At 48.1% G+C, this 25,001-nt stretch carries 21 protein-coding genes and 17 tRNA genes; 2 read left to right on the plus strand and 36 right to left on the minus strand.

The window, feature by feature from the left end:
- Positions 1–233 precede the first annotated feature (233 nt).
- The 3 genes from ACFSUC_RS11585 to ACFSUC_RS11595 all read right to left on the minus strand — a co-directional run bounded on the left by ACFSUC_RS11585 (position 234) and on the right by ACFSUC_RS11595 (position 3,475).
- On the minus strand, positions 234–1,178 hold the full coding sequence (locus tag ACFSUC_RS11585; RefSeq protein WP_379929761.1) for an AlbA family DNA-binding domain-containing protein: 945 nt from the start codon (positions 1,176–1,178) through the stop codon (positions 234–236).
- A gap of 834 nt (positions 1,179–2,012) precedes the next feature.
- Positions 2,013–2,816, minus strand: a complete 804-nt coding sequence (locus ACFSUC_RS11590) for a TrmH family RNA methyltransferase (RefSeq protein ID WP_379929762.1) — start codon at positions 2,814–2,816, stop codon at positions 2,013–2,015.
- A complete protein-coding gene (locus ACFSUC_RS11595; protein WP_379929763.1) occupies positions 2,813–3,475 on the minus strand; it encodes a potassium channel family protein in 663 nt (220 codons plus the stop codon). The genes ACFSUC_RS11590 and ACFSUC_RS11595 overlap by 4 nt, the downstream gene beginning before the upstream one ends.
- Before the next feature lie 175 nt (positions 3,476–3,650).
- On the opposite strand from ACFSUC_RS11595, the gene sspI reads away from it, so the two are divergent.
- Positions 3,651–3,863 (plus strand): small acid-soluble spore protein SspI, encoded by a 213-nt coding sequence (sspI, locus tag ACFSUC_RS11600; RefSeq protein ID WP_379929764.1) that lies wholly within the window; start codon positions 3,651–3,653, stop codon positions 3,861–3,863.
- 87 nt (positions 3,864–3,950) lie between these two features.
- Here sspI and ACFSUC_RS11605 read toward each other — a convergent pair whose 3' ends face one another.
- The 10 genes from ACFSUC_RS11605 to ACFSUC_RS11650 all read right to left on the minus strand — a co-directional run bounded on the left by ACFSUC_RS11605 (position 3,951) and on the right by ACFSUC_RS11650 (position 12,846).
- A complete protein-coding gene (locus ACFSUC_RS11605; protein WP_379929765.1) occupies positions 3,951–5,534 on the minus strand; it encodes a peptide chain release factor 3 in 1,584 nt (527 codons plus the stop codon).
- A gap of 76 nt (positions 5,535–5,610) precedes the next feature.
- Entirely contained in the window at positions 5,611–7,155 is a 1,545-nt protein-coding gene (zwf, locus tag ACFSUC_RS11610; protein ID WP_379929767.1) for a glucose-6-phosphate dehydrogenase, read from the minus strand.
- A 117-nt stretch (positions 7,156–7,272) separates the two neighbouring features.
- On the minus strand, positions 7,273–8,124 hold the full coding sequence (locus tag ACFSUC_RS11615; protein ID WP_379929768.1) for a hypothetical protein: 852 nt from the start codon (positions 8,122–8,124) through the stop codon (positions 7,273–7,275).
- 60 nt (positions 8,125–8,184) lie between these two features.
- Entirely contained in the window at positions 8,185–8,835 is a 651-nt protein-coding gene (locus ACFSUC_RS11620) for a response regulator (protein ID WP_379929770.1), read from the minus strand.
- Positions 8,822–9,868 carry a sensor histidine kinase gene (locus tag ACFSUC_RS11625; RefSeq protein ID WP_379929788.1) on the minus strand — a complete coding sequence of 349 codons (1,047 nt, stop codon included), beginning with the start codon at positions 9,866–9,868 and terminating at the stop codon, positions 8,822–8,824. Before ACFSUC_RS11625 ends, ACFSUC_RS11620 begins: the two co-directional genes overlap by 14 nt.
- Before the next feature lie 42 nt (positions 9,869–9,910).
- Positions 9,911–10,567, minus strand: coding sequence for a cell wall-active antibiotics response protein LiaF (liaF, locus tag ACFSUC_RS11630; protein WP_379929771.1), 657 nt, complete (start codon positions 10,565–10,567; stop codon positions 9,911–9,913).
- Between the two features lie 127 nt (positions 10,568–10,694).
- Positions 10,695–11,420, minus strand: a complete 726-nt coding sequence (locus ACFSUC_RS11635; protein ID WP_379929773.1) for a PspA/IM30 family protein — start codon at positions 11,418–11,420, stop codon at positions 10,695–10,697.
- Position 11,421: 1 nt separating this feature from the next.
- Positions 11,422–11,838: a PspC domain-containing protein gene (locus ACFSUC_RS11640; RefSeq protein ID WP_379929774.1), complete on the minus strand. Its 417-nt coding sequence runs from the start codon at positions 11,836–11,838 to the stop codon at positions 11,422–11,424.
- Complete coding sequence (locus tag ACFSUC_RS11645) at positions 11,835–12,503, minus strand: PspA/IM30 family protein (protein ID WP_379929776.1); 669 nt, start codon at positions 12,501–12,503, stop codon at positions 11,835–11,837. The genes ACFSUC_RS11640 and ACFSUC_RS11645 overlap by 4 nt, the downstream gene beginning before the upstream one ends.
- Before the next feature lie 49 nt (positions 12,504–12,552).
- Entirely contained in the window at positions 12,553–12,846 is a 294-nt protein-coding gene (locus ACFSUC_RS11650; protein ID WP_379929777.1) for a LiaF transmembrane domain-containing protein, read from the minus strand.
- A 431-nt stretch (positions 12,847–13,277) separates the two neighbouring features.
- Here ACFSUC_RS11650 and ACFSUC_RS11655 point away from each other — a divergent pair, with 431 nt between their 5' ends.
- A complete protein-coding gene (locus ACFSUC_RS11655) occupies positions 13,278–14,801 on the plus strand; it encodes a C40 family peptidase (RefSeq protein ID WP_379929779.1) in 1,524 nt (507 codons plus the stop codon).
- A gap of 88 nt (positions 14,802–14,889) precedes the next feature.
- On the opposite strand, the gene ACFSUC_RS11660 is transcribed toward ACFSUC_RS11655, so the two are convergent.
- From ACFSUC_RS11660 to ACFSUC_RS11770, 23 genes are all read right to left on the minus strand, one after another.
- The gene (locus ACFSUC_RS11660) at positions 14,890–16,350 is read right to left on the minus strand and encodes a sulfatase family protein (protein WP_379929780.1); all 1,461 of its coding nucleotides are present in this window, start codon (positions 16,348–16,350) and stop codon (positions 14,890–14,892) included.
- Positions 16,351–16,387: 37 nt separating this feature from the next.
- The gene (locus tag ACFSUC_RS11665) at positions 16,388–17,203 is read right to left on the minus strand and encodes a carbohydrate ABC transporter permease (protein WP_379929781.1); all 816 of its coding nucleotides are present in this window, start codon (positions 17,201–17,203) and stop codon (positions 16,388–16,390) included.
- 13 nt (positions 17,204–17,216) lie between these two features.
- Positions 17,217–18,143: a carbohydrate ABC transporter permease gene (locus ACFSUC_RS11670; protein WP_379929782.1), complete on the minus strand. Its 927-nt coding sequence runs from the start codon at positions 18,141–18,143 to the stop codon at positions 17,217–17,219.
- A gap of 66 nt (positions 18,144–18,209) precedes the next feature.
- The gene (locus ACFSUC_RS11675; protein WP_379929784.1) at positions 18,210–19,514 is read right to left on the minus strand and encodes an ABC transporter substrate-binding protein; all 1,305 of its coding nucleotides are present in this window, start codon (positions 19,512–19,514) and stop codon (positions 18,210–18,212) included.
- A 92-nt stretch (positions 19,515–19,606) separates the two neighbouring features.
- A complete protein-coding gene (locus tag ACFSUC_RS11680) occupies positions 19,607–21,256 on the minus strand; it encodes a helix-turn-helix domain-containing protein (RefSeq protein WP_379929785.1) in 1,650 nt (549 codons plus the stop codon).
- Positions 21,253–23,073, minus strand: a complete 1,821-nt coding sequence (locus ACFSUC_RS11685; protein ID WP_379929787.1) for a cache domain-containing sensor histidine kinase — start codon at positions 23,071–23,073, stop codon at positions 21,253–21,255. The genes ACFSUC_RS11680 and ACFSUC_RS11685 overlap by 4 nt, the downstream gene beginning before the upstream one ends.
- Positions 23,074–23,250: 177 nt before the next feature.
- Positions 23,251–23,334: transfer RNA gene (locus ACFSUC_RS11690), tRNA-Leu, on the minus strand.
- A 6-nt stretch (positions 23,335–23,340) separates the two neighbouring features.
- A tRNA-Arg gene (locus ACFSUC_RS11695) sits at positions 23,341–23,417 on the minus strand.
- Between the two features lie 18 nt (positions 23,418–23,435).
- A tRNA-Leu gene (locus ACFSUC_RS11700) sits at positions 23,436–23,524 on the minus strand.
- A 9-nt stretch (positions 23,525–23,533) separates the two neighbouring features.
- A tRNA-Cys gene (locus ACFSUC_RS11705) sits at positions 23,534–23,607 on the minus strand.
- A gap of 6 nt (positions 23,608–23,613) precedes the next feature.
- Positions 23,614–23,688, minus strand: a tRNA-Gly gene (locus ACFSUC_RS11710).
- A 14-nt stretch (positions 23,689–23,702) separates the two neighbouring features.
- Positions 23,703–23,777, minus strand: a tRNA-Gln gene (locus tag ACFSUC_RS11715).
- A 7-nt stretch (positions 23,778–23,784) separates the two neighbouring features.
- Positions 23,785–23,860, minus strand: a tRNA-His gene (locus ACFSUC_RS11720).
- Positions 23,861–23,877: 17 nt separating this feature from the next.
- Positions 23,878–23,951 (minus strand) — tRNA-Trp (locus ACFSUC_RS11725).
- A gap of 4 nt (positions 23,952–23,955) precedes the next feature.
- Positions 23,956–24,040, minus strand: a tRNA-Tyr gene (locus tag ACFSUC_RS11730).
- Between the two features lie 13 nt (positions 24,041–24,053).
- Positions 24,054–24,129, minus strand: a tRNA-Thr gene (locus ACFSUC_RS11735).
- Between the two features lie 23 nt (positions 24,130–24,152).
- A tRNA-Phe gene (locus tag ACFSUC_RS11740) sits at positions 24,153–24,228 on the minus strand.
- A gap of 5 nt (positions 24,229–24,233) precedes the next feature.
- Positions 24,234–24,310 (minus strand) — tRNA-Asp (locus ACFSUC_RS11745).
- A gap of 39 nt (positions 24,311–24,349) precedes the next feature.
- Positions 24,350–24,423: transfer RNA gene (locus tag ACFSUC_RS11750), tRNA-Met, on the minus strand.
- 13 nt (positions 24,424–24,436) lie between these two features.
- Positions 24,437–24,512: transfer RNA gene (locus tag ACFSUC_RS11755), tRNA-Val, on the minus strand.
- A gap of 15 nt (positions 24,513–24,527) precedes the next feature.
- Positions 24,528–24,602: transfer RNA gene (locus tag ACFSUC_RS11760), tRNA-Glu, on the minus strand.
- 11 nt (positions 24,603–24,613) lie between these two features.
- Positions 24,614–24,705 (minus strand) — tRNA-Ser (locus ACFSUC_RS11765).
- A 1-nt stretch (position 24,706) separates the two neighbouring features.
- A tRNA-Asn gene (locus tag ACFSUC_RS11770) sits at positions 24,707–24,782 on the minus strand.
- Between the last annotated feature and the right edge of the window lie 219 nt (positions 24,783–25,001).

Below are 25,001 nucleotides of genomic sequence, written 5' to 3' on the forward strand. Positions count from 1 at the left end.
ACTTATTTTCTTTGATGAATGCGCGAAGCTGCTCTTTCGTCCATAATCCCATGTGTAGATCCCAACCTTTCTCCTACCTCTATTTTAATAGATTTAGGAGTTTACACAATCTAGTTTACAGACTCGTGGAACTTAACTTCGACTGGATTTCAGCCATTCAAATATTATTTTCTGTTCAGTTCAGATAATTTTGAAAAATTGCTGTTCTGGAATTAACTTTTGTTATGTCGTAGTTAAGAATAATGCTTTAAATCTAATATCTCAATTGCAGAAAGTATTGCATCTTGGGATATCTTCAAAGATTCTTTACAGTTTTTAACACTTGTTTGCAGTACAAGTTTTGGGGAAGCTGGTTGTCTTAATTCATGACTCATTACTTCAGATTGATATATTGGATGATTCCAGGCAAGTATACGCATCCAATTTGCCGATACTTCCCTTACATAATATATGGAATCTCTTATTGTTTTTATCGCAAATCGATATTTTTCCATCTCCTCATATTCAAGTGAGGCAATTACACCTGACCGCATAAGAGAATCCCAGGCTTCAAAATTGAAATGATTAGAAATCTCACTTGCTGTATCCCAAAGTTCTCTAATAATTGGCCCCTCACAGATATATGTATCCATCGTATAAAGTAGTCTTCTATTATTTTTAAATTCATGTTTAAGTAAATGTAAGTATGAGTTTTTTATCTCGAATTGACGCTTCCTCTTATAACGATCTCCGTAAATAACTTCAAGATCTTCTCTTATCACTCTTCCATTTTGAGAACCTCTTCTAATATAACAAAATCCTTTTTCGAGCCTTTTATAAGTTTTCTTCATTACATAAGGACGATCATCACACTCTTCAATCTCAAAAACCCCAAGTAGTTTTCCCTGAAATTCAACTGGAATATATTTAAACTGGATTTCTGGTTCGATATTACTTCTCACTAATTCCTGATAATCTGAATCGTCTTTAAAATCATTGTTTGGAATTGAATGTAATTCCCTACTACCGTCAGGCAAATACTTAACACCAATAATGATGTATCGTTTTTTGTTTTCGATATTTGCATTCGCCATGGCCAAGATGTCTTTTAGTAGGTCCTCACTGTTTTGATATTGATTCTTTTTAAAGTCAACATATGAACTCTCATTCTCAAACTCAATAATTTGTTGAATATCCAAATACAATCACCTTTTCTTCGCAACAATTGAATGTTCATTATGCCCGTGACCCAAGCTTAAGCTTGTATTTCTATTTAAATCAACAACTTCAGTAACCCAAAAGCGAAATGAGATATCGCAATCTCCAAACCTATCATTGCTTTGAATGCTTGATAAAAATCGAGCATACCTTTCCTATAAAGAAACTTAGTATCATAATTCGGATTACATGCCTAACTAACTTTATCGATTTAGAAAGATCTATTCCTCTGTCTTAGCATAAATGGATTACCAAATCCAACTACCATTGTATATTCACTTCAGATAAAAAAGTTTCTCGAAAGCTATATTCTCAAATAATATAAATGGCATGTTAGCATCTCTTATTTCCAGACACCATAACACTGTTTATTTGTAGAAACACAAAAAACCTGCTGCAATCATAGACTCTCCCTATTCCCTGATGTTTACTCACAAGGTCTCAATGCCAATGCTGGGATAAAAAAAGAATAAGAAAAAAAACCTGAATTGAAGTGAAAATAATTAAATTATGAACAAATATGAATAATAATTAGTGTCCCTTGGTGTTAAGTTTAACCCATAGAAAATTGGAAGCCAACTGATTCAAATGTGAACGAAACGAATAATAATTATTGTCCAGAAAGACAGCGAAATGATCGGACAAGGAATCAGGGATAGGAGTAAAGAAATGCTGAATCCCTTTATAGGATTGGAAAGGATCTGGAAAAGGACTAGAGAAATGGTTGAGGTAATCTTCAACCATATTCCAGTCTTAGTGGTTTGGGCACAGGTGTTTTTAACCAGGGAGGGTAAAAACAAAATTGGACAGGATTTTTATTTGTTAAAGCTGCGCTGCCGCATGGCCTCGAACAGCAAAATCGTGGCGGCCATAGCCGCATTGAGGGATTCGGCCTGTCCTTGCATCGGTATCCAGACCTGCCTGGAGACGAGCGCATGCACTTCGTCTGATACCCCCTGTGCTTCGTTACCAATGACCAGCCAGGTCGGCCTGGTATAGTCGTATTCGTAACAGTGAGACTCTCCGTCCAGTGATGTGCTGTACACTTCGATCCCTCGGTGAGTCGCCGCCGGAATGACCTCTTGCAAATCAACCTCCACGACGGGAAGATGAAACAGCGATCCCATAGTCGATCGGATGGCTTTGGGACTGTATACATCCACGCTTCCCTGACCAATGAGGACATACGAAGCTCCCGCAGCATCGGCACTGCGAATAATGGTGCCGAGATTGCCTGGGTCCTGAAGCCGATCCACAACAATGGCGAACGGATTAGGGTGCGACAGCAACTGACTGAACGACAGCTTGGGCTTATGTACGATGGCACAAATGCCCTGAGGCGTTACCGTATCCGAGCACTTCTGCATAATCGCCTCTGTCACCTCATAGCAGACCGGAACATCGTTCGTCCCTTCCTCTGCTTGCAGCTCATCCGGCAAGCCCTTGCCCTCTTGCACGAGCAAAGCTTCCACCACCTGACCGGAGCGCAACGCTTCTTCCACGAGATGGACGCCTTCCACCATATATTTGCCCTGCGCCAGTCTGCCCTTCTTCGTTAGCAGCTGACTCCAGGACTTTACTTTCGGATTAGAGACAGATTGAATCGATTCAAATCTCAAGAGAATGACACCTCAAATTTTTGCAAATCTTCGTTTTTCCCGACGACAACGAGAATATCATTCGCCTGAATGATGTCCTCTGCATAGGGAGAGATGTTCATATAACCGGTAGAGGATTTCAAGGCGATCACGTTACAGCCATAACGGGCGCGAATATCCAGTTCCCGCAAGTTCTTTCCAACCATATCATTGCCCGCTACAATCTCTACGATACTGTATTCCGGTGAAAGCTCAATAAAGTCAATAATGTTCGGCGAGATCAGATGATGCGCGACGCGCTGCCCCATGTCCCGCTCAGGGAAAATGACTTTGTCTGCGCCGATCTTGGTCAGCACCTTGCCATGCAGTTCATTTTGCGCTTTGACAATGAGCGTCTTGACGCCCATGTCCTTGAGGATCAGTGTCGTCAGAATGCTGGACTGAATGTCCTGTCCGATCGCGACGACGACCACATCAAAATTGCGTATGCCCAGTGCCTTGAGCGCATCTTCATCCGTGGAATCAGCCTGTACGGCATGCGTCGTCAGGTTAATGACATCCTGAACACGGTCTTCATTGGCATCCATGGCAAGCACTTCAAATCCGAGCTTATATAAGGTCTGAGCGACACTGGAACCGAATCTCCCCATTCCAATGACGGCAAATTGCTTCTTCTTCATAATGGTTTCCCCCACCCTGTGAGACTGATGCGATGCTGAGCATGCTGTTTCCATTATAGCACAGCTTTCATCGTATAAAAGAGGTGGACTCGTACACAATAAGCATACATGAACTTGCTTTTCATGGCCTATGACCATGCCCTTCAACATGCTTGAACAGACAGGAGGAATGACATTGAATTCCGTTATGCTTAGCCTTCGCGAGGCGATTGTTCAGAGAGTACAGGACAAATCACAATCCGAGCTGCAAGAGATTATCCGTGACTCCATCGATGGCGACGAAAAAGCGCTGCCAGGCCTTGGGGTTCTGTTCGAAATGATCTGGAAAAACAGCGATGATTCGCAACAGCAACACATGCTGGAAACGCTGCATAAACAACTCACCTGATAATCACATCCAAGACAAAGAAAAAACCGTCTATTGAGACGGTTTTTTTGCATCAGGATTCTATTCCTTCCTGTCACGCAACAGGTTTTAAGGAGCGGTTTCCAGGAATTGAATGTCCGGAAATTTCTCCATGGCACTGCGCATCGCATATTCATTTTCAAACAAGGCGACGTAATGACCATTTTTGTCCGTGACAGCCGTCGAGTTAATTCGGAATTTACCCGGATCAATCTGGTCTCCGACCAGCCAGCGCGCGTGAGAAAAGCTCATGCGCTGCATCTGAATATCCACACCGTATTCATGCTTCATCCGGTATTCGAACACCTCAAACTGCAATTGTCCCACCACGCCGAGGATGATATCCTCAAAACCCACAGTCTTAAACACTTGGATGGTCCCCTCATCCGTCAACTGATCAATGCCCTTCTGATACTGCTTGTGCTTCAAGGCATTTTTGACGATCACCTTGCTGAAGATCTCAGGGGAAAAGGTAGGGAGCTCATCAAAGCTCAAAGTCTTGTTCTCTGCCAGCGTATCCCCGATTCGAAATACGCCCGGATCAAACAAACCGATTATATCGCCAGGGAACGCTTCATCCACAATATCCCGATCCTGCGCCAGAAACTGCTGTGGCTGTGTCAGCTTCATGTTTTTGTTGCTTCTTGCATGAAACACTGTTTTTCCGCGTTCGAATTTCCCGGACACAATGCGCAGAAAAGCGAGTCGATCCCGATGAGCCGGATTCATATTGGCCTGAATCTTGAAGATATAGCCTGCGAATTTTTCCTCCGTCGGTTCAACCATGCCTTCATTACTATTGCGTGCAGCGGGTGTCGGAGCAAGTTGCAGGAAGTTTTCCAGAAAAGTCTGTACGCCGAAGTTGTTAATCGCACTGCCGAAGAAGACAGGTGTCAGCTCCCCTTTGCTCACTTTCTCCAAGTCGAAATCATCGCCCGCTACATCGAGCAGTTCCATTTCCTCGCAAAGCTGGTCATGCAGATGCTCGCCGGCCATTTTACGAATCTTCGCATCCTCATAGCCTGCTACTTCTGTGTATTCGATCTTCTCGTCATCCTGCTCGTCAAACAATTCGACCTTTTGCTTATGACGATCATAGATCCCGCTTAGCTGCTTGCCCATGCCGATCGGCCAGTTCATCGGGTGAGAGCGAATATCGAGGAGCTGTTCAATTTCTTCCAGCAGATCAAACGGATCGCGTCCCTCCCGGTCCAGCTTATTAATAAAGGTGAAGATTGGAATCCCTCTCATGCGGCACACCTGAAACAGCTTTTTCGTCTGTGCCTCCACCCCTTTGGCCGCGTCAATAATCATGACCGCACTGTCGGCCGCTGTCAGGGTCCGGTACGTATCCTCACTGAAATCCTGGTGACCCGGGGTGTCCAGGATGTTAATACGGTGTCCCTTGTAATCAAATTGCATCACACTTGAAGTGACCGAAATTCCTCTTTGCTTCTCAATCTCCATCCAGTCCGAAGTCGCAAACTTGGCAGCTTTGCGCCCCTTTACCGTCCCAGCCAAGCGAATAGCTCCCCCAAAAAGGAGGAGCTTCTCGGTTAACGTCGTTTTTCCGGCATCTGGATGGGAGATGATGGCAAACGTTCTTCGCTTTTCAACTTCCTGCTGAAGCTGATTTTTCAACGGTTTGCTCATAGTTCATTCCCTTTCCATCTATCTCCATCTATCTCAGTTCCCATTACTGTAACCCTGTCATGCATACATCTTGCTCTCAGGACAGGCTCTTCACCCACACCACATCATCTTCATCCTGCCCGTGGACAGGCCACCATTTGAAGCCGTCCTTCGCCAGCAACTCGTGCGAGGCGTCAGGACCCCATGTCGCGGCCGGATACATTTGTAAATCACTGGCGTCCTTGGACCAGGACTGGGCAATATGATCGATGTATTTCCAGGCGTTGGACACTTCATCCCAGCGAGTAAAGTAGGTGGAATCTCCACGCAAGGCATCAAACAACAGACGCTCATAAGCTTCAGGGGTATTAAAGCCGACCTGACAGCTCTGGCAGAAATCCATCGCAACCGGAATAATAGTCCATTCCGATCCCGGGCGCTTGGCATTGATTTTAATATAAATGCCTTCCTCCGGATTGACGCGGAAGACGAGCAGATTAGGCTGCAAATTCGTCTTTTTGGCAAAATATACGTTGTCCGGCATATTCTTGAACTCGACCACAACTTCTGTGGACTTGGTTGGCATCCGTTTGCCTGTCCGCACATAGAACGGAACCCCGGCCCAGCGGAAGTTGTCCACGAACAGCTTCGCAGCGAAGAAGGTCTCGGTCGAAGAAGCCGGATTGACAGAATTCTCCGAGCGGTAAGCGTTAAGCGTCTTGTCTTTCACTTGTCCTTCCGCATATTGTCCGCGAATGACGTGCTCCCGCACTTCTTCATCCGTTTTGTAAGGTCGGATGGAACGCAATACCTTGACCTTCTCATCCCGGATGTCTTCCGGCACGAGTCTGCTAGGCGGCTCCATGGCCATCATCGCCACCATTTGCAGCATATGATTCTGCACCATATCCTTGAGTGCCCCGGACTGGTCATAATAACCGCCGCGTTCTTCCACACCTACCGTCTCACTAAGTGTAATCTGGATATTGGCTATGTATTTGTTATTCCATAGCGGCTCGAAGAACGCATTTGCAAATCGGACAACCTCAATATTCTGAACCATTTCCTTGCCCAGGTAATGATCAATTCGATAAATTTCTTCTTCTTCGAACACTTCCCGAATCTTCTCATTGAGCGCCTCAGCGGACTTCAGATCGTAGCCAAACGGCTTCTCGATCACCAATCGATGCCAGCCGTCACTGTCAAGCAGACCGCCTGCTTTCAAGTTATGCGCAACGCCGCCAAACAATTCAGGAGCCAGCGCCAAATAGAACAGACGATTGCCCCCGAGTCCGAATTTGGACTCCAGCTGCTGAGTGAGCGTGTTTAGCTCCTGGAAACCATCCATGGTTTGCGTATCCAGGGATTGATATTCAAAATGATCCGCAAAACGTGTCCAAAGCTCTTCGTCCTCGTTATACCTAGAGAATTCCTGGATGGAGGAACGAATATCATTGCGAAATTGCTCCTGTGTCTTCGGTCTTCTGGCGAGTCCGACGACAGCAAATTTATCCGATAACTTTCCTTCTTTATACAAGCTATAAATGGCTGGGAAAAGTTTGCGCTTTGCCAGGTCCCCAGTCGCCCCAAATATAAATAACACAGCCCCGTCAAGGGAGTTGAGATTTTGTTGGCTCGTCATTTTATCATCTTCTCCGTGTATATTTTTTCACATGCCTGATCGCATATGTCTTTAAAAGAGTGTAGCATATCCGAGGAAATCACTTCAATATAACGGACCCCTTTTTATCGAAATTGTCTAAAATTCCGATGAAATCAGAGGATACACCAGTAGCTGCCTCTCCACACCCTCAGAATCATTCTCATGCGTGATTACCTGAATATTTGCATAATCATGCGTATCCGTTAATCGTGTATGCAGTGGCTGTGAGTAATAAGATTGAATGGTGGTCACGGAATCAGCATAACGATCCCGCTCCTCGCCTTCCAGCGTGTGCCACACATAATCATGCAAATGCTCAATTTCCAAATCATGAAATTCCAGCTGTGCCCGCCATGGTTGCGTGTCATCCGGCATATGCAGCAATTGGCTAAATTGGAGCAAGGTGCGATGTAACGCATCCCCATTTCCAATCGACGTCGTACTGCTGAATTGGAGTACGGCGTATGCAGCGGCTTGTTGTTGCGCATGAACGGTGAGCCGAGCGTCAAAATCGTGCTGCTTCCACGTACAGATCGATTCTCCCACTTGTGTGCCAGCCTCATCAACCCGTTCTTCTTGCGCATCATCTCTCAGGGTAATGGCTGTATCGGCTGTATCGGCTGTATCGGCTGTATCTTCAGGATCATTCTTTGTACACACCAGTTCCGATACACCGTCTCCGAATGCTGAAGTATCCTCCATTTGTTGGATTAGATCGCGCCCTCCTGACCAGCTTCCGCTATAGGTGATCGTCCATTTTGCCGGAGCGCCAAGAACCGTCTCGGTTTCCTGAAGCCACTCGACAAACTCGGCATGCACGCTTTTGTCTTCTTCCAGCAAAAGTGCCTGAACTTCACGCATCGGATAACCCATGATCCCCGTGATCATCACCGCACCGATCGCAATCGGCAAACCCAGCTTCCAGAACCCGCGTATCCAGTCTTGCATCCCTGTTTCCCCCTGTCTATTCTATCAATCTAGTAATAGGATAGACCGGAAACAGAACCTTTATACATCATCTTCGGCCAAACCATGCTTGAATGCATAGATGGCAGCCTGGGTGCGATCTTCTACATCCAGTTTGGCCAAAATGTTCGTTACATGAAACTTGACGGTCTTGATGCCGATAAACAACTCATCCGCCACTTCCTGATTGGACATTCCCCTGGCAATCAGCTTCAACACTTCCATTTCACGTTCTGTCAAATCATGATGAGGCAAACTTTCCTGCTTGGACGTGCGAAAACGGTTCATGATCTTGCTCGCCACCTGCGATTCCAGCACCGGCTGATTGTTGACGGCTGAACGGATTGCCTGCGCAATCTCCGATGCCCGCGATGTTTTCAGCAAATAACTGAACGCGCCCGCTTCGATGACCGGATAGATTTTCTCGTCATCAATGTAGCTTGTCAGGACGATGACCTTGCATTCCGGGAGCAGCTGCATCATGTGACGCGTCGTTTCAATCCCGTCCATTCCTTCCATCACCAGATCCATCAGGACGACATCAGGATGATATTTTTCGGCGAGCAGCAATCCTTCCTTCCCGCTACCTGCCTCCCCGACCACCTCAATGCCATCCTCTGTCCCGAGCACGGCAGCGAGCCCGATTCGCACCATCTCATGATCATCGACCAACAGCACTTTAATCGAATTCATGCTCCAACTCCTTACTGTCCCTGGCATTCACAATCGGAATGCGGATATCGATTTTCGTTCCTTTGCCGAGTGCCGAAATCAAATGCATGTCCCCACCCAATTCCGTTACTCGTTCCTTCATCGAGACGATCCCGTACGATGTATGCTTCTTTTCATCCAGATCAAATCCGATGCCGTTGTCATGGAGATACAGCCGGAAAAATTCTTCCTTCTGCTGCAATTTGACGTCCAGCCTGGTCGCTTTGGCATGCCGCAGTGTATTGGACAGCGCCTCCTGCACGATCCTGAACAAATGATCTTCCACCCCTTTGATCAACTGGATCCCCTCATCAATCTGCACCTGAATCTCGATGGGTACTTTGCTTTTTAGTTCCTCAATCAGTTCCTTGACCCCTTGCGAGAAGCCTTTGCCTTCCAGATGTACCGGACGCAAGTGCAACAATAACGCCCTCATCTCCGACTGAGCGACGGAGGCCATTTCCTCAATCAGCTCAATTTGCCGCTTGGCCCTGGCCAAATCCTTCTCCAGCGTTCGACTGGTGGCCGTTGCGGTCATGGAGATCGCAAACAGTTGCTGGCTGACCGCATCATGGAGCTCCCGAGCCAATCGTTGTCTTTCTTCCGTAATCGCGCTAAACCTGGCTTTCTCTGCCAACTGGGCATTATGGGTAGACAGACGTTGCAGCGAGTTCACCTGCTCCTCCCACTTTTGACGAATGCGATCCATCTGATCGGCAATTCGCCCAATCTCATCCTCACCCAGGGCCGGAATCATGCGGGAGAGCGTGCCTTTTTCCAAATACAATAAAGAGTCATTCAGAATATGAAGCCTCCGGCGTGTGCGACCGCTATGCCAGTAACCGAAGCCTGAACCAATGACGACAGCCGTCATCAGCAGCAGGAATCCGTCCCGCACCCAGTCCATCCAGCTGTGAGTCTGCCCGATATATCCACCTTGATGCAAAAAATAGACGGTGGTGGCCATCAATGCTGCGCTGTACAAGATCGCTTCACCCATTGAACGCCAGACCATATTTGTCAGCTTCCTATCCTGTCGCAAGCAGCCACCTCCTTCCTACAGCCATTTCATATCCACATCGCCTATTAAATGCGAAGTGATGATGTTCACCCGCACCTCACATTGCTCATAATTTGGAGACCTCCAATGCATCTTGTTCATGAAGCCAGCATCCTGTTCATGACCAAAATGAATCTGACCGAACAACACGGTCGCGCGGATATCCACCCCGATTTCTTCCGGGATGATGAGGTCCACGTCTCCAATGATGCCTTGCAGATTGAGTGTAATCTCTGACGATTCAGGCAGTGCGAGTGACAAGTCCATCTGAATCTCCCCAATGAGGGACCAGGCGCTCATGCTCTTCAACTCCCAGGGGTGACGGTTCCACTTCATGCTCTCCATCAGCTTCTGCCTCTGAATATAGTGCTGATCCCGGTGAATCTCTCTCGAACGAAGGTAGTAGTACCCGAGCGACAGGAGCACGACCATGAGCACAAAGGTGAAATGATCCCCCAATAAAAACAATCCGCCGATGGCCAAGAGCACATAGCCCGTTTTTTCTTCATTTGTACGTACTTTATGAATACCAAGCCAGATGATCCCAATCGATACGATCGTAAAAAAGCCAACGATATTTCCAACTAAAATAAACAAGCCTGCTCCAATTAGCAGTATCGCTGTGTTTCGGTTACGCTGATGGATTGAGACCACCTCCTTGCTGCTGATTGTCACATGCGATCACGATCTAGGAAAAGCCATAGAATGAAGGCAGTTCTCCCCCATCCTATGGCTTTCTTAGCATATCATAATTTGTCATGCGGCAACATCATTTTATGGTTTATTCTTCTGTTCCGGAAGCCGGTTTATCTGCCAGTTGCTCTGCCGGTTCATTGTGCTTGTTTTTCAGCGATTGAAGCTGGTCCTCCACCTGCTGCTGGTACACGGGATTCATCGGTCTGCTGTAGCTGCTGCCTTTCGAAGCATATGGACTTCTCGGGCTCGTCATGACATCCGCCTCTGCTTCCAACTGCATGATCTTTTCTTCCATTCTGCCAAATCCTCTTACAGCACTGCCCGATTCAATATGATGCACTTGAACGGCCTGAGCCATTTGCTTTCTCGCCTTCGCCATTTCGGCACGGGAAGCCAGTTCATTGCGCTTGTTGCGCATTTGATAATATTCGTCCTTCATTTCATGAAGCTGATCACGGAGCTGTTCTGCCTGCTGACGGGACTGCTCATACAACGCTTCTGCTTCCTGTGCTTTTTCTTCATACTGAATCTTCTCTGCCAGCATATGTCTGGCCACTTCATCCTGACCTTGTTGCACAGCCTGCTCTGCACGCTGCGAGCGATCATAGGCGGTACGCATCGTTTCATCCATGCGCTGCTTCCATTTACGCTCACTTGCCATTTGCTTGGCTACAGTCACTTCTGCCTTGGCAATTTCCTCTTCCATTTCGCGAATGTACTGATTAAGCATCACCACCGGATCTTCCACCTTGTCCAGTAATTCATGCATCGATGCCTTTGTCATATCCCCGATTCTTTTAAATACGCCCATTTTATTTGTCTCCCTTCTCATTTTCGTACTGAGATAATTTTTGTTTGAGTTCTTCAATTTCCTTGCGCAATGCTTTTTTCTCGATTTCTTCCATCATATGATCGAGTTCCCGCTTATCTTGCTCCTCCCTCGGTGCCCGGTATGACTGCTGCATGCCGCCATGGTTGCGGTAGGAGGAAGTATAGCGACTGTCATCTTGGCGGGGCATGTATCCACCCGCAAAATGAGGCTCATACGGCGACTCTTTTGGAATAATCAGACAGGCGACCAGGTAGACCAGCAACACCGTTCCCCCGGAGAAGACCGCCGATACGGCGACAACCAGCCGGAGAAGCGTCGGATCAATCTGGAAGCTCTCTGCGAGACCTCCACAAAGTCCGCTAATTTTTTTATCTCTGACTGAACGATACAACTTCACTGCTGCTCCCTCCTTTCCTTCATTTTCATTCTCAGCTGCTCCAGCTCTGAATCAACCCGGCTGGCCATTTTCATCGAGGTATATGAGGCCGCCCGACTTTCTCGGCGCATATCTCCCCACGCCCGGGTTTCATGCTCCAGATTTTCTACCTGATCCTCTAATCTGTGGAACCAGCCTGAATCCATGCCATGCTGCTGGGACTGTCGATTCCAGCGCTGCTGCAACTGGGCGGACCGAATTCTGGCCAGGTAATATTCCCGTTTGTCCAGTACGGACTGATATTCCTCACGCAGCTCCATCACCTGCTGCTCCAGTTGCTGGACGGTATCCTGCGTGCTTTCATACAATTCCCGGTACTGCTCCGATTTTTCCTGTTGCTGAATTTTCTCCTGCAGCGCTATGCGGGCCGCATGTTCTTCTCCTGCTTTCACTGCCCACTCAGCCTGCTCGCCTCTTTTCTCGGCCATGACTTCGGCCTGCACATATTGAAGACGAAGGTTTTCTGCGTGAGATTTCGTTTGATACAACAGTTGTTCCAGGTTGCGAAGCTGATGCTTTTGTCTGGATAGAAAACCATCGATAACCCCGATCGGATCTTCGGATTTTTCCATATATTCGTGCAGAGTGGCTACGGTTATGTCTTTTACTCTTTTCATCACACTCATCGCTCTTTTTTCCTCCTATAGCTGGATTCAGTTCATTGTGCTGTCCATTCTATGCGGCTCGCTTCGGCTTCAGCATTCGCAGTCCGTACCAGATGAGACCGATCGCGATCAGCCAGCCGATCAGACCCGACATCTTCCCTAACAGACTCACGGTACCGATGATGAGAAGAATCCACCCAATGAATCCCTTGCCATGCTTTACACCGTAGTACCCCAGCAGGATCATGGCAATCGGTACGAGCCACCCTATCAAGTTTCCCACGATCCACCCCAACTGTCCCAACAGGATGAAGAGACCCAGTGAAATAAATAGCAATGCACCTAACGCTTTACGACTATTCAATTCATCCACCACCTTTCCATTTCATTTTCATTTTGCCTTGCTCATTTTTCGTGATGCGGTGTGTTGTTCATGTCTCTATTGTAGGATCTTTCATGAGAATGCAAAACGGACTGACGGCGGTTTTCGATCCTGGACTCAGGTCCAGTATGAAGTCCTGCCCGAGCCGTGGAAGGATATAGGCCCAGGTTCTGCGATAATCATTCGATTCACAGACTGACTGGCAGGATTTACTGGTTAAACGGGGTTTGGGCTCTATGATAAGATGGAGCTAGCAATAGAAGAAAAGGTTGGTAAGCGAGGTGGTACAAACCCTTTGCAAGGCAATTATGGGTGTCATTACATTGCAATCTGCTTCATTCTAACCAGTCGCTCTTGGCATAGGAAACCAATCAGACAAACATCATGATGGAAACTTGAGGAGGAATCATCCTATGAGCAAGAAAAAATCACTACTATCGGTTACCCTGGCAGCCTCACTTCTAATGAGCGGACTACCCGCAACAGGTCTGGAACCCGTGACCGCCGCATCAACCGCTGAAATCAAAAACAGTGTCAGTTTTCGTGAAACTCCTTCTACATCTGGCGATCGGATTCGATACCTGAAAGAAGGAGAAACCGTTACAATATTGGATCAAACCAATGCCTACTGGTACAAAGTGAAGGACCAGGCCGGCAAAGTCGGCTACGTCACCACGATCGATCGCTACCTGGACGTGTCACCATCGACTGTCAGCTCCAGCATCGAAGGGAACGCAACCGTTGTTTCCTCTGTCTCCTTCCGTCAGGGGCCTTCCACAAGAGATACGCGCATCCGCTATCTGCAAGCTGGCGAGCGTGTCGAGATTGTCCGAGAGGTCAACCAATACTGGTATCAAATCAAGGATCAGTCCGGCACAACGGGATATGTAAGCAGCAACAGCAAGTATGTCAAACGGACAAGCTCTGCTCCGCCTGCACAGCCTGAGGCCTCCCAACCCGCAGGAGAGGCTGGCATCGGGACCGGCACCATACAAAAATCCGTTTCATTTCGCACAGGGCCTTCTACATCAGATCGCCGTATGAGATATTTGCAATCTGGGGAACAGGTTACGATTCTGGACGAAGTGAACCGATACTGGTACAAAGTACAGGATCGTGAGGGCACGGTTGGCTATACGAGCACCCATTCAACCTACATACATGTACAATTGAATACGGGTGATGATCAATCGGATTCCGAACCTGCTCCAACTGCACCGTCTGAACCTTCTGACAGCACGTCAGGATCAGATTCAGGTGAGATTGTGCGCTCGGTGTCCTTCCGAAAAGGCCCTTCCACTTCAGATGCACGCATTCGCTACCTGCAGACCGGGGAACAGGTTCAGATCCTGTCGCAGGTGAATGAGTACTGGTACCAGGTGAAGGATCGCCATGGCACCGTCGGTTATGTATCGAGCAGTGCTTCCTACATGAAGACCGATTATGTCGAGCAAGTGGATGAGCAGTACGAATCGCTGCCAGCAAGCAAGCTCGCTCAGCTTGTGATCGATGCCGGAATGAAATATCTCGGGACGCCTTACGAGTTTGGCTCATCCAGGCATAACGTGGCAACTTTTGACTGCTCTGATTTTGTCAGACAAGCTTTCAAGGATGCCCTCGGTCTCTCGCTGCCTTCTGACTCCAGAAAGCAGGCCCAGTTTGTGAAAGACCTTGGCCAAATGAATAACCATCTCTCACAACTTCAGCCGGGTGATATTCTGTTTTTCAGTTCCTATGAAGGCGTTCATGCGAGCGACTATGCTGGAGTCAACAAATCAACGGCCCGAGTCACGCATAACGGCATTTACCTCGGCAACGGTCAAATCTTGCATACCTACTCCAAGGACTCCGGTGGTGTCCGCATTGACACGATCGCAGACAGTCACTGGGAATACCGTTTCCTGTACGGGGGAAGCCCTGTTCAAAATGAATCTTAATGAAGGTTATTAAATCGAAATCAATCTAATAGACATATTAAAAAAGCGTGTTCGATAATCGAACACGCTTTTTTGCAAGCCATCAGACTTATTGGAATTCCGCCGGATAACGTTGTCTCAGTTCCGCAGCAGCTTCACTGCGCTCACTTTGCTCAAGCCATTCCGTGTAAGCTTTCAGGTGTCCCTTCGCATGAAACGGGCCGCCCTCCTTCATGACTGTCCATAACGGATCGGTATCATACGGCATCGTACTCATCATGTCGTCATGCCATTCCTGCAGCCTGTACACGGCATCCTTGCAAACCTGCTGGTGAGCTTCCGCGATATTATGCTGCTCATACGGATCTTCCCGCAGGTTAAACAGCATCTCCTTCGGGAACAAATGATAGCCGTCATGATAGGAGCGAATGTAGATCCAGTCTTCGAATCTGACACTACGCTGACAAACGTGAGCACACTGAGAGACGACCACATAATCTCTTCCGCTCTCTTTCTCTCCGGACAGGGCGGAAGCGTAACTTTGTCCATCCCAGCTTGCACAGGCCGGCTTGTCAAGTAACTCAGCAAGAGTCGGCAACAGGTCAAGATGATAGTGGAGCCCCTGATTCAGATGAGGCTGTGTGACACCTGGCCAGCGAAAGATCATCGGAATCCGGCAGGTGCCCTGATCCGCTGTACCATGCTCGCCATAAATACCAAGCTGCCCCTGATTCTCGCCGTGATCAGCCGTAATGATAATGACGAGATCGTCCATAACTCCCTGCCGTTCCAGAGCAGCGAACAATTCTCCGATATGACCGTCCATGTAGCGGATGCCACAGTCGTAACCATCGATCATCTGACGCAATCCGTCCATGTCTGGCAACTCACCAGGCTGTCTTGGATACAACGGATTGGTCTTGTTGTTGTACATATTGATATCTCTCGCACTATGCGGGCCGGTCTTTTGTCTGTGCTTTTCCAGTACATCTTCCGTCAGCCAGTCCGGCAGAGGCTCGTCCTGGAATGGATTGCCGAAGCTCTCCGGTGCGCGGTATGGCGTATGGGGGTCCCAATAGTTCACATACATGAACCAGTCATCCTGTTGTGCGTTTCGATCGATCCAGTTGAGAACATTCGGGGTGACTTCTTCTGCAGATTCCATCCCACAATTGCCTGAATTGTGGATTTCCGAAAAACCGGCATAAAAGGTCCACTGGGCATGCCGCTCGGCGAAGGGACTGAACAAGACCGTTTTCAGACCGTTAGTTCTGAGAAAAGCAGGCAAGCTTTCCTTTGCCAGCGTGTCCTGAAAGTCTCGCTCTATTCCCTCGCGGCGCATATCCGCGGCTGTTCCGCCATGTCCCACGACCCCGTTATGAATCCCGAATCGTCCAGACATCAAGGCAGCCCTGGAAGGCGCACATGGCGCATCTGAGGTGTAGTAGTTGTCAAACTTCACGCCCTCTTTGGCAATGCGGTCGATATTGGGCGTAGTCTGGCGATGATAGCCGTAACAGCTCATATGATCGACACTGAGTGAATCCAGATCTAGCATTAGCACGCGCATATTCATCTTCCTTTCTTATTTATCAATATGAGATGATTTATCCTTTCACCGCACCATTCGTTAATCCCTGCACCACGCGCTTCTGGAATATGAGAATGACCAGCACGAGCGGTACTACGGAGACCACGATCGCCGCTGAAATGGTTGACCAAGGGAAATCATATTCGCCCGGGAACATCATGATCCCGACCGGAAGTGTCCGTTTGCCCGCTTCGGACATCAGGGTAAAGGAGAATAAAAATTCATTCCAACTGTTCACGAACACCAGAATGGAAGCGGTCGCCATGGCCGGGGCAGCCAGGGGCAAAAAGATACGAATAAAGGCCTGGAATCGATTATACCCGTCGATAAGTGCCGCTTCTTCCAGCTCGTTCGGCACCTCTTTGAACAGAGCGGATAACAGCCATACGACCATGGGCAGTGAAAACGCACTATGCGTCAGTCCAAGTCCGAGATATGAATTCAATAGCCCTACATCCCTCAGACCGGTGAAGATAGGCAGCACCATCGTCATCGGTGGAAACATCGAGGTTGCCAGAACCAGCATAAGAACCGCCGATTTCCCCTTGAATTTCAGTCTCGCCACTGCATATGCAATCATACAGCCAAAAATCAGACAAATAATGAGGGTAATAACGGCAACAACCAGACTGTTCTTATAATATTGCCCCAGTGGCTGAAGAGTAAAAGCGCCCACATAATGATCCAGAGTCGGATTCCATGTAAACCATTTCGGAGGTATGCTGAACAGCTCACTCTTCGGCTTCAGAGAAGAGATGAACAACCAGTACAACGGGAAGAAAGAAAGCACCATCGTACCGATCACCGTTAGGTAAAATGCTATTTTTTTCACGATGGATGTCCCCCTAATCTGATTTGTATAGTAATTTGACATAAATGAAGGAGATGATCAGGATGATGACGAACAGCATCACACCAAGCGCAGAGCCATATCCCCATTCCATATCGGTAAAGGTTTTGGTATGAATGTACATCGGGAGTGATTCTGTTGTGTTGCCCGGTCCCCCTTGTGTCAGCCCATACATCAGATCAAAGGCCTGCAGGGAGTGCATCGTCCGCAGAACGAGCGCAACCATAATGACATTTCTGAGCAGCGGCAGCGTGATCAGGAAAAACGCCTGAATCCGGCTGGCTCCATCAATATTCGCTGCTTCGTACACATCACCCGGAATGGATTGCAGGCCACCCAAAATAATGATCGCCATAAACGAAGCGGTCTTCCAGATCGCCACGGTACAGATCGCAATGAAGGCAAGATTCGAATTCCCCAACCAGTTGATCGGCTGATCAATCCAGCCAAATTGCAACATCATCCCGTTGAATAGCCCGTAATCCGTATTGAACATCCAGCGCCAGGTCAAGGCATTCGTAATGGTTGGAAGTGCCCAGGGAAACAGGATTGCAGCACGGGCCAATCCGCGAAAACGGAAGGTCTTATTCGCTAGAATCGCAAGCGCGATACCCAGTATAATTTCAAAGATGACGGTCACAATGGAGAAGGCCAGCGTAAACCAGGTCGAATACCAAAACCTTGAATCTGCCCATACTTCCTTGTAATTCTCCAGTCCAACAAAAGGGGTCCCCAGCCAAGGCTGGGTGACCGAAATTTGATGGAGAGACATCCAGAATACTCTGGCAATCGGATAAAGCGTAAATAGTAGCAGGAATAGAACCGGAGGAACGGTTAACAGCAAGGCCAGCTTGCCGTCCGTCCAGCGCATACGCTTTGTTTTTTTCGTTAATCCCTTGATTGCAGAATTAGCTTGCGACATTCCGATCCCTCCTTTTCAGTTTTTGTTGGACAACAACGATCTCGATTGCGTTATGCTCGCCCATCATCATTGCTCAATTTTATCTATTTCTTTTTGTGCGTCTTTCATCGCTTGCTCGGCATCTTTCAAATTGTTCATGGCCAGATTCACTTCTGTCTGCAGAGCCCGGCTGAATTGTTCATAGGCACGCAAGGCAGGACGACTCTTTGCATTTTCCAATATAGCCGTCAACTTCTCGAATACCGGCTGTGCCTCGATGACTGCCGGATCTTCTACGACCGCTTTCACACTTGGGATTACGCCACCATTGATAGCCATATCCTTTTGTTCTTCATTGGACAGGAACCATTTCATTACTTCAGCCGCTTCTTCTTTATGCTCAGAGTTGCTGTTAATCCCGTATACCCATCCACCTGTGCTGGAATGATCTTCGAATCCTTCATGATGCGGCAACGGTGCAACATCATAGTTGCCTTTGACTACCTCATCCTTCATCACTTCATAGAATGACGGCCAGTTGCGCATGAATATGGCATTGCCATTTCCGAATACGATCTTGTTATCATTCGGGTTGGATGTCGCGACGCTGACCGGAGAGATACCAGACTCATGAACCAGTCCTTGCATCGTTCTCATCGCTTCGATGCCTTCCGGACTGTCTACCCGGATGTTCCCTTCTTCATCCATCACTTCTCCGCCATTACCCCAGAAAAATTCCAGCCAGTTCAGGGTAGCTCCTTCAATCTTGGCACCCTGGAACACGTAGCCGACCAGATTTGGATTATTTTCTTGCGCGATAATGTCTTTGGATATTTCCTCTAGCTCGGTCCAGGTCGTAGGCACTTCATGTCCATACTTTTCTAGCAAATCCGTTCTGTAGTAGAGTGCTCCCACATCCATATAGGACTGAACGCCATATTGCTTGCCGTCCATTTGCGCAACTTCCAGCGCTGCCGGCCAGAAACGCTCCTTGAAATCGTCATCGAGGTACTCATCCAGCGGTGCAATCCAGCCTGCGGATGCAAACATTTTCGGCCATGTTACATCCATCAAAAACAGATCAGGTGTTTCACTGTGACTGTTAAACCAGGTTGAATACCGCGTCAACTGCTCGTTCGGGACGGAAGGCAGTTCCACATACTTGATCTGAATGTCTGTATGTGTTTCATTAAAACGTTCGATCGCCGCATCCCTCTGCTTCGAGCCATCGGCTCCAGCAGCCAGCTCAATCGTGACCGTCTCTTTACTTCCCCCATCATTGCCGTCATTGCCATCATTCTGTCCATTCCCCTGCTGGTTGTTATTTCCGCCACTGCATGCGGAGAGAACCAACATCAAGGCTAACACGGATAAGAAAACAACTTTTTTCATTTTGTGACCTCCTCTATTGTATAAGCACTTACACTTATCATTTTGCTATTTTGGAAGCGCTTCATACATGATGTTTTTTGTTATTCCCTTGATCATTTTTGTTCATTCAACAGCTTGTCCCGATAAACGGCTGGACTGTACCCCGTCATTTTTTTAAAAACCCGACTGAAATGTTCCGGATTGAGATATCCGACTTCTTCGGCGATTTCGTAGAGCTTCCGGTTCGTTCCCATCAGTTCTATGGCCCGATTGACACGGACACGAGTCAGGAAATCAATGAATTTTTCACCTGTTTCTTTGACGAACCGTTTACTCAAATAACTCTCGCTCACATGGACCATCTCGCTGATCAGCGTCAAGGTAATGCCTTCTGCGTAATGCTGTTCGATATACGCTTTCGCTTGCTGCAAAGGTCCATTCTCCTCCTGCTCGGACGCTTCATGGAGCAACCTGTGCACACGCTGTGTGATCTCAAACACGGTCTCCCATACGGTCACCAGGGTGTCGCATTCCCGAAGGCATTGGAACGGATGCCGAAAAGGCTCGTCAAGCAGCTCCCAGCGCAGCTTTCGTTCATACAGAAGACCACCGAGATCCCATACAAAATTATCAAACCAGGCGCGGATGCTCGCTTCTTCCTGATCCGGCACTCCTCCGTCCTTCCACTTCGCAAATCGTGCCTTCCACACCTCTGGTTGTTCATCGGACATGGCTTGGAGCACTTCATCTCTCCGCTGATGAAAGTCCGATTCTGTGCATTTGCCTGACTGCTGCAAGGAGGAGGCCGATTCCGGGTAATACACACGACCTCCCCCATGAAAAAATCGCTGAGCGGCCAGTTTCTCCGCCTCGTGAACCAGCTCATTCATTTTTGTCAACGTCCAAACGGGTGGTTCATACATCGCTGAAACACCAATGGTAATCGACACATTGGCATATTGCTTCAACCTTCTGCCAATCGTAATCAATCCTTTGCTCAATCTGTTTCTTGCATATAGCTGACTCTCTTGAGAATCAAATCCGAGAAAGAGCACAAATTTCTTTTCTTCCATCTGCACGAGAATATGGGGTAGGCTAACTTCCTGCAAGGCTTGCTCCGTCGTTTGCAACATAATATCAGCAGCACTGGTCCCTTCACCGGCACCATTTTTTTCGATATGAAGCACCACCACAGCGCGGCAATTTCCCAGGATGCTCATCAATACCTTTTCGCTCTCAGGTTCAGCAGTCATTTCTTCCTTCTCCAGCCATTCTCTCAGCATCGACGCTTCACGATGATGATCTCTGAATGTAACGGGATGCGGAGGTATCTGTTTGCGTTCCAGTTCTTTAATGGCCTTTTCCAGAACGGGAAGAACACGTTCCAGATCGAGGTCCACTTTTACCATATAGTCAACAGCACCCAGTACAAAAGCTTCCCTGACCAGATCATAATCCGAATAGGCACTGAGTACGACGGATACCGGGGTTTGACTTTCAGGTATGGAAGAAGGGCGCTGATACACTTCCCTCAACAATGAAATGCCATCCATGACCGGCATTTTCATGTCTATCATGATCAAATCTACATTCTGTCCGGATTGCAAGAATCGCAATGCTTCACTTCCATCAGCAAACTCGGCCCTAATCTCCAACGGTAATCCACTTTCTCTGATCAAATTACGGAGGGTTAATCGAATGATGGGGTCATCATCGACGAGCATGACGTGATAATTCATGCGATACTGCTCTTTTCTACTCACAATTCCTCACCATCCCATTTGTTCTCTTCCAGCACAGGCAAGTTAATCGTCACGCGGGTTCCCTTGCCTTCCATGCTTTGTATCTCCAATCCGAACGGTTCCCCATAATGCAGACGAATTCGTTGATGAACATTGTGAACACCAATGCCACTAAAGTTCTCCGTTTCTTTGTTGACGAGCAATTCCCGTGTTTCTTCCTGTGAAATACCGACCCCGTTATCTTCGATAACGAATACCATCGTCTGTTGCTCCCTCTTCGCCTGAATGCGCAGCACACCCGAGCCTTCCTGATATTGAAGACCATGCACAATCGCATTTTCTACGATGGGCTGTATTAATAGCTTCAGCATATACGTCTCTTTCAGTTGTTCGTCAATCTCCCAGATCAGATCATAATTCCCGTATCGGAAGCTCATAATGTAGAAATATTTCTCCAGATAGTCGACTTCATCCTTGACCCGGTGCAAGGAACCGCCTCGGTTAAAAGTCGATGACAGCAAACGGATAAAGGCATCGGTCATGTCACGGATATTGGGTACTTTCCCGATAACCGCCATCAATTTGATCGTATTTAATGTGTTTAATAAAAAATGCGGGTTGATCTGTGATTGCAACGCTCGTAATTCAGCCATCGCCTTTGCTCGTTCCTGAACCTCTTTGTCTTTCATCAACTGATCGATTTCACTGAGCATCAGCTTGAAGCGAGCTCCTAATATGTACACTTCTGTTGGCCCCGAAGGTTCATAATCCGATTGCAAGTGCCCCCGACGCATCTTGACCATCTCCTTGACCAAATCCTTCACCGGACGTGTCATCATGCGAGCCAGATACCAGGATACGAGCAAGAACAGTACCATGACTGTGCCGATGATGACAACCGTTAACTGAAACACCTTTTGCAGGGGCGCCATCAGCACGGCATAGGGAATCATATGGATGACCTTGAAACCCGACTCCGGTGCGGTGTGAAACGTAATAAATGACTTTCCATCCTCAATGGTCTCCTGGTATTCCCCTGAACCGGATAACATGGTGCGGTACAAATAGGTAGGCTGATCCCACCAGCTTTGAATATATGCTTCGCGATTGGCTGCGATAACGCGATATTCCTGATCGACCAGGATAAAGGTGCCATGCTCATCGGAGTCGGTATCAAACAAGTGATGGAATAGCGTATCCCGATAAATAAAATAGATCAGTTCCACCCCCGTCTGTTCCTGAGCAGATGGAGGGAGCGCAACAGCAGCTGTATTCAAATATTTGCCTCCCACTCCCGGCATATCATTCGATCGCAATCCGAAGAACAGCACCTGATCCTTTTGTGCGAGCGCTTTATTATACATGATCGAAGTTCGCAGCAATTTCTCACTATACCTCGTATCCGCATTCGAACTAAAAGCTCCCCCGCCCTGATAAAAGAAAATAACACTGATCATATCATCGGTATAATGGTAGTAGTTCTGAATCATTTCTCTAACTCTTTGTTGCTCCACACCACTTGCTGCTTCTGCGTTCGGCATCTGGGCCACCTTTCCCGCTGCCTGCAAAAGCTGAACATCCTGATAAATCGACTCTGCCGTGTTCATGATCTGACTGGCCTCGCGATCAATGCCAATGGATACTTGCTGTAGCGTCTGCAAGGATTGTTCAATCGACTGCTCGACGAGAATGGATTTATAACTTTGATAAGATAACATGCCAGTCAAGAATATCGGAACAATAACGAGTGCAAGAAAGGAAACCTGCATGACTCTCGTGATGCTCCATTGACTGGCCTTGGTCCTGCTCTGATGCAAAGGAGCCTTGATGCTCTTCATGTATGTATGCCCTCCTCATTTACCGTTCAGTTGAGTATGCCTCGCATTATATCACCCGACCCACTTTTCTGTCACGACCTCACTTCGTGCCCTGGTCATTCATCCCTCATCTCGGAAGGACTGAGATCGGAAAAACTGGGAACGCAAAAAAGACCCAATCCAAAGATTGGGTCTTTATGCCGGTGAAGGGACTCGAACCCCCACTCTGTTGCCAGAAACGGATTTTGAGTCCGTCGCGTCTGCCAGTTCCGCCACACCGGCTAATCATGGCGTGCCCTGAGAGATTCGAACTCCCGACCTTTTGATTCGTAGTCAAACGCTCTATCCAGCTGAGCTAAGGGCACATATTTAATTTCTTTAACTGGTGCCGAGGACCGGACTTGAACCGGTACGATAGTCACCTATCGCAGGATTTTAAGTCCTGTGTGTCTGCCAATTCCACCACCCCGGCACAGACAAATGGAGGCGCCACCCAGATTCGAACTGGGGATAAAGCTTTTGCAGAGCTCTGCCTTACCACTTGGCTATGGCGCCATTTTATGGAGCGGACGACGAGATTCGAACTCGCGACCCTCGCCTTGGCAAGGCGATGCTCTACCACTGAGCCACGTCCGCATGTCATTCAAAAATGGCAGGGGGTATAGGATTCGAACCTATGCATGACGGAGTCAAAGTCCGTTGCCTTACCGCTTGGCTAACCCCCTAAATAAATGGGGCGATCGACGGGGATTGAACCCGCGAGTGCCGGAGCCACAATCCGGTGCGTTAACCACTTCGCCACGACCGCCACAATTTAAATGGAAATGGCAGGGGCAGCAGGAGTTGAACCCACACTAACGGTTTTGGAGACCGCTGTTCTACCATTAAACTATGCCCCTGTACTGGTGGGGGATGATGGATTCGAACCACCGAACTCGTAGAGAACAGATTTACAGTCTGCCGCGTTTGGCCACTTCGCTAATCCCCCATATGAAATTACATGGTGCCGCCGAGAGGACTTGAACCCCCAACCCTCTGATTACAAGTCAGATGCTCTACCAGTTGAGCTACAGCGGCACAAAATCAACAAATACGCCAAATGGTGGCTCGGGACGGAATCGAACCGCCGACACGAGGATTTTCAGTCCTCTGCTCTACCGACTGAGCTACCGAGCCTTGAATGGCGGAGCTGACGGGATTCGAACCCGCGATCTCCTGCGTGACAGGCAGGCATGTTAGGCCTCTACACCACAGCTCCAGATGATGTTCTTCCCAAGATCAAATGATGATGAGAATATTGCGGGGGCAGGATTTGAACCTACGACCTTCGGGTTATGAGCCCGACGAGCTACCAGACTGCTCCACCCCGCGGCAATGACTTTCATGGTGGACGCTGACGGGATCGAACCGCCGACCCTCTGCTTGTAAGGCAGATGCTCTCCCAGCTGAGCTAAGCGTCCTTGTAATGTTTTAAATGGTGACCCCTACGGGATTCGAACCCGTGTTACCGCCGTGAAAGGGCGGTGTCTTAACCGCTTGACCAAGGGGCCTTGAAAATGACTGGCGGAGAGAGAGGGATTCGAACCCTCGAGACGCTTGTGACGCCTACACGATTTCCAATCGTGCTCCTTCGGCCAGCTCGGACACCTCTCCGTGGCTCCCCGAACAGGACTCGAACCTGTGACAACTCGGTTAACAGCCGAGTGCTCTACCAACTGAGCTATCAGGGAAAGTAATAATTTCAAATGAGTTGAAGTATGCATTTTTTGCTGCAAGATGCAGTCTAACATCATTCGCAGAATCTGTCAACTGCTGTTTTGCGAGCACTTGCTCCTTCAAAACTGAATGCGAAAGGTTTAGGTTTGAATCAGGTATTACTTCCTCCTGCTTGGTGCAGGAGTTGTGTTGGGATAAGCCCTCGACCGATTAGTATTCGTCAGCTCCATGCA

It is taken from the genome of Marinicrinis sediminis (assembly GCF_042685085.1).
Taxonomy (GTDB): Bacteria; Bacillota; Bacilli; order Paenibacillales; family KCTC-33676; genus Marinicrinis; species Marinicrinis sediminis.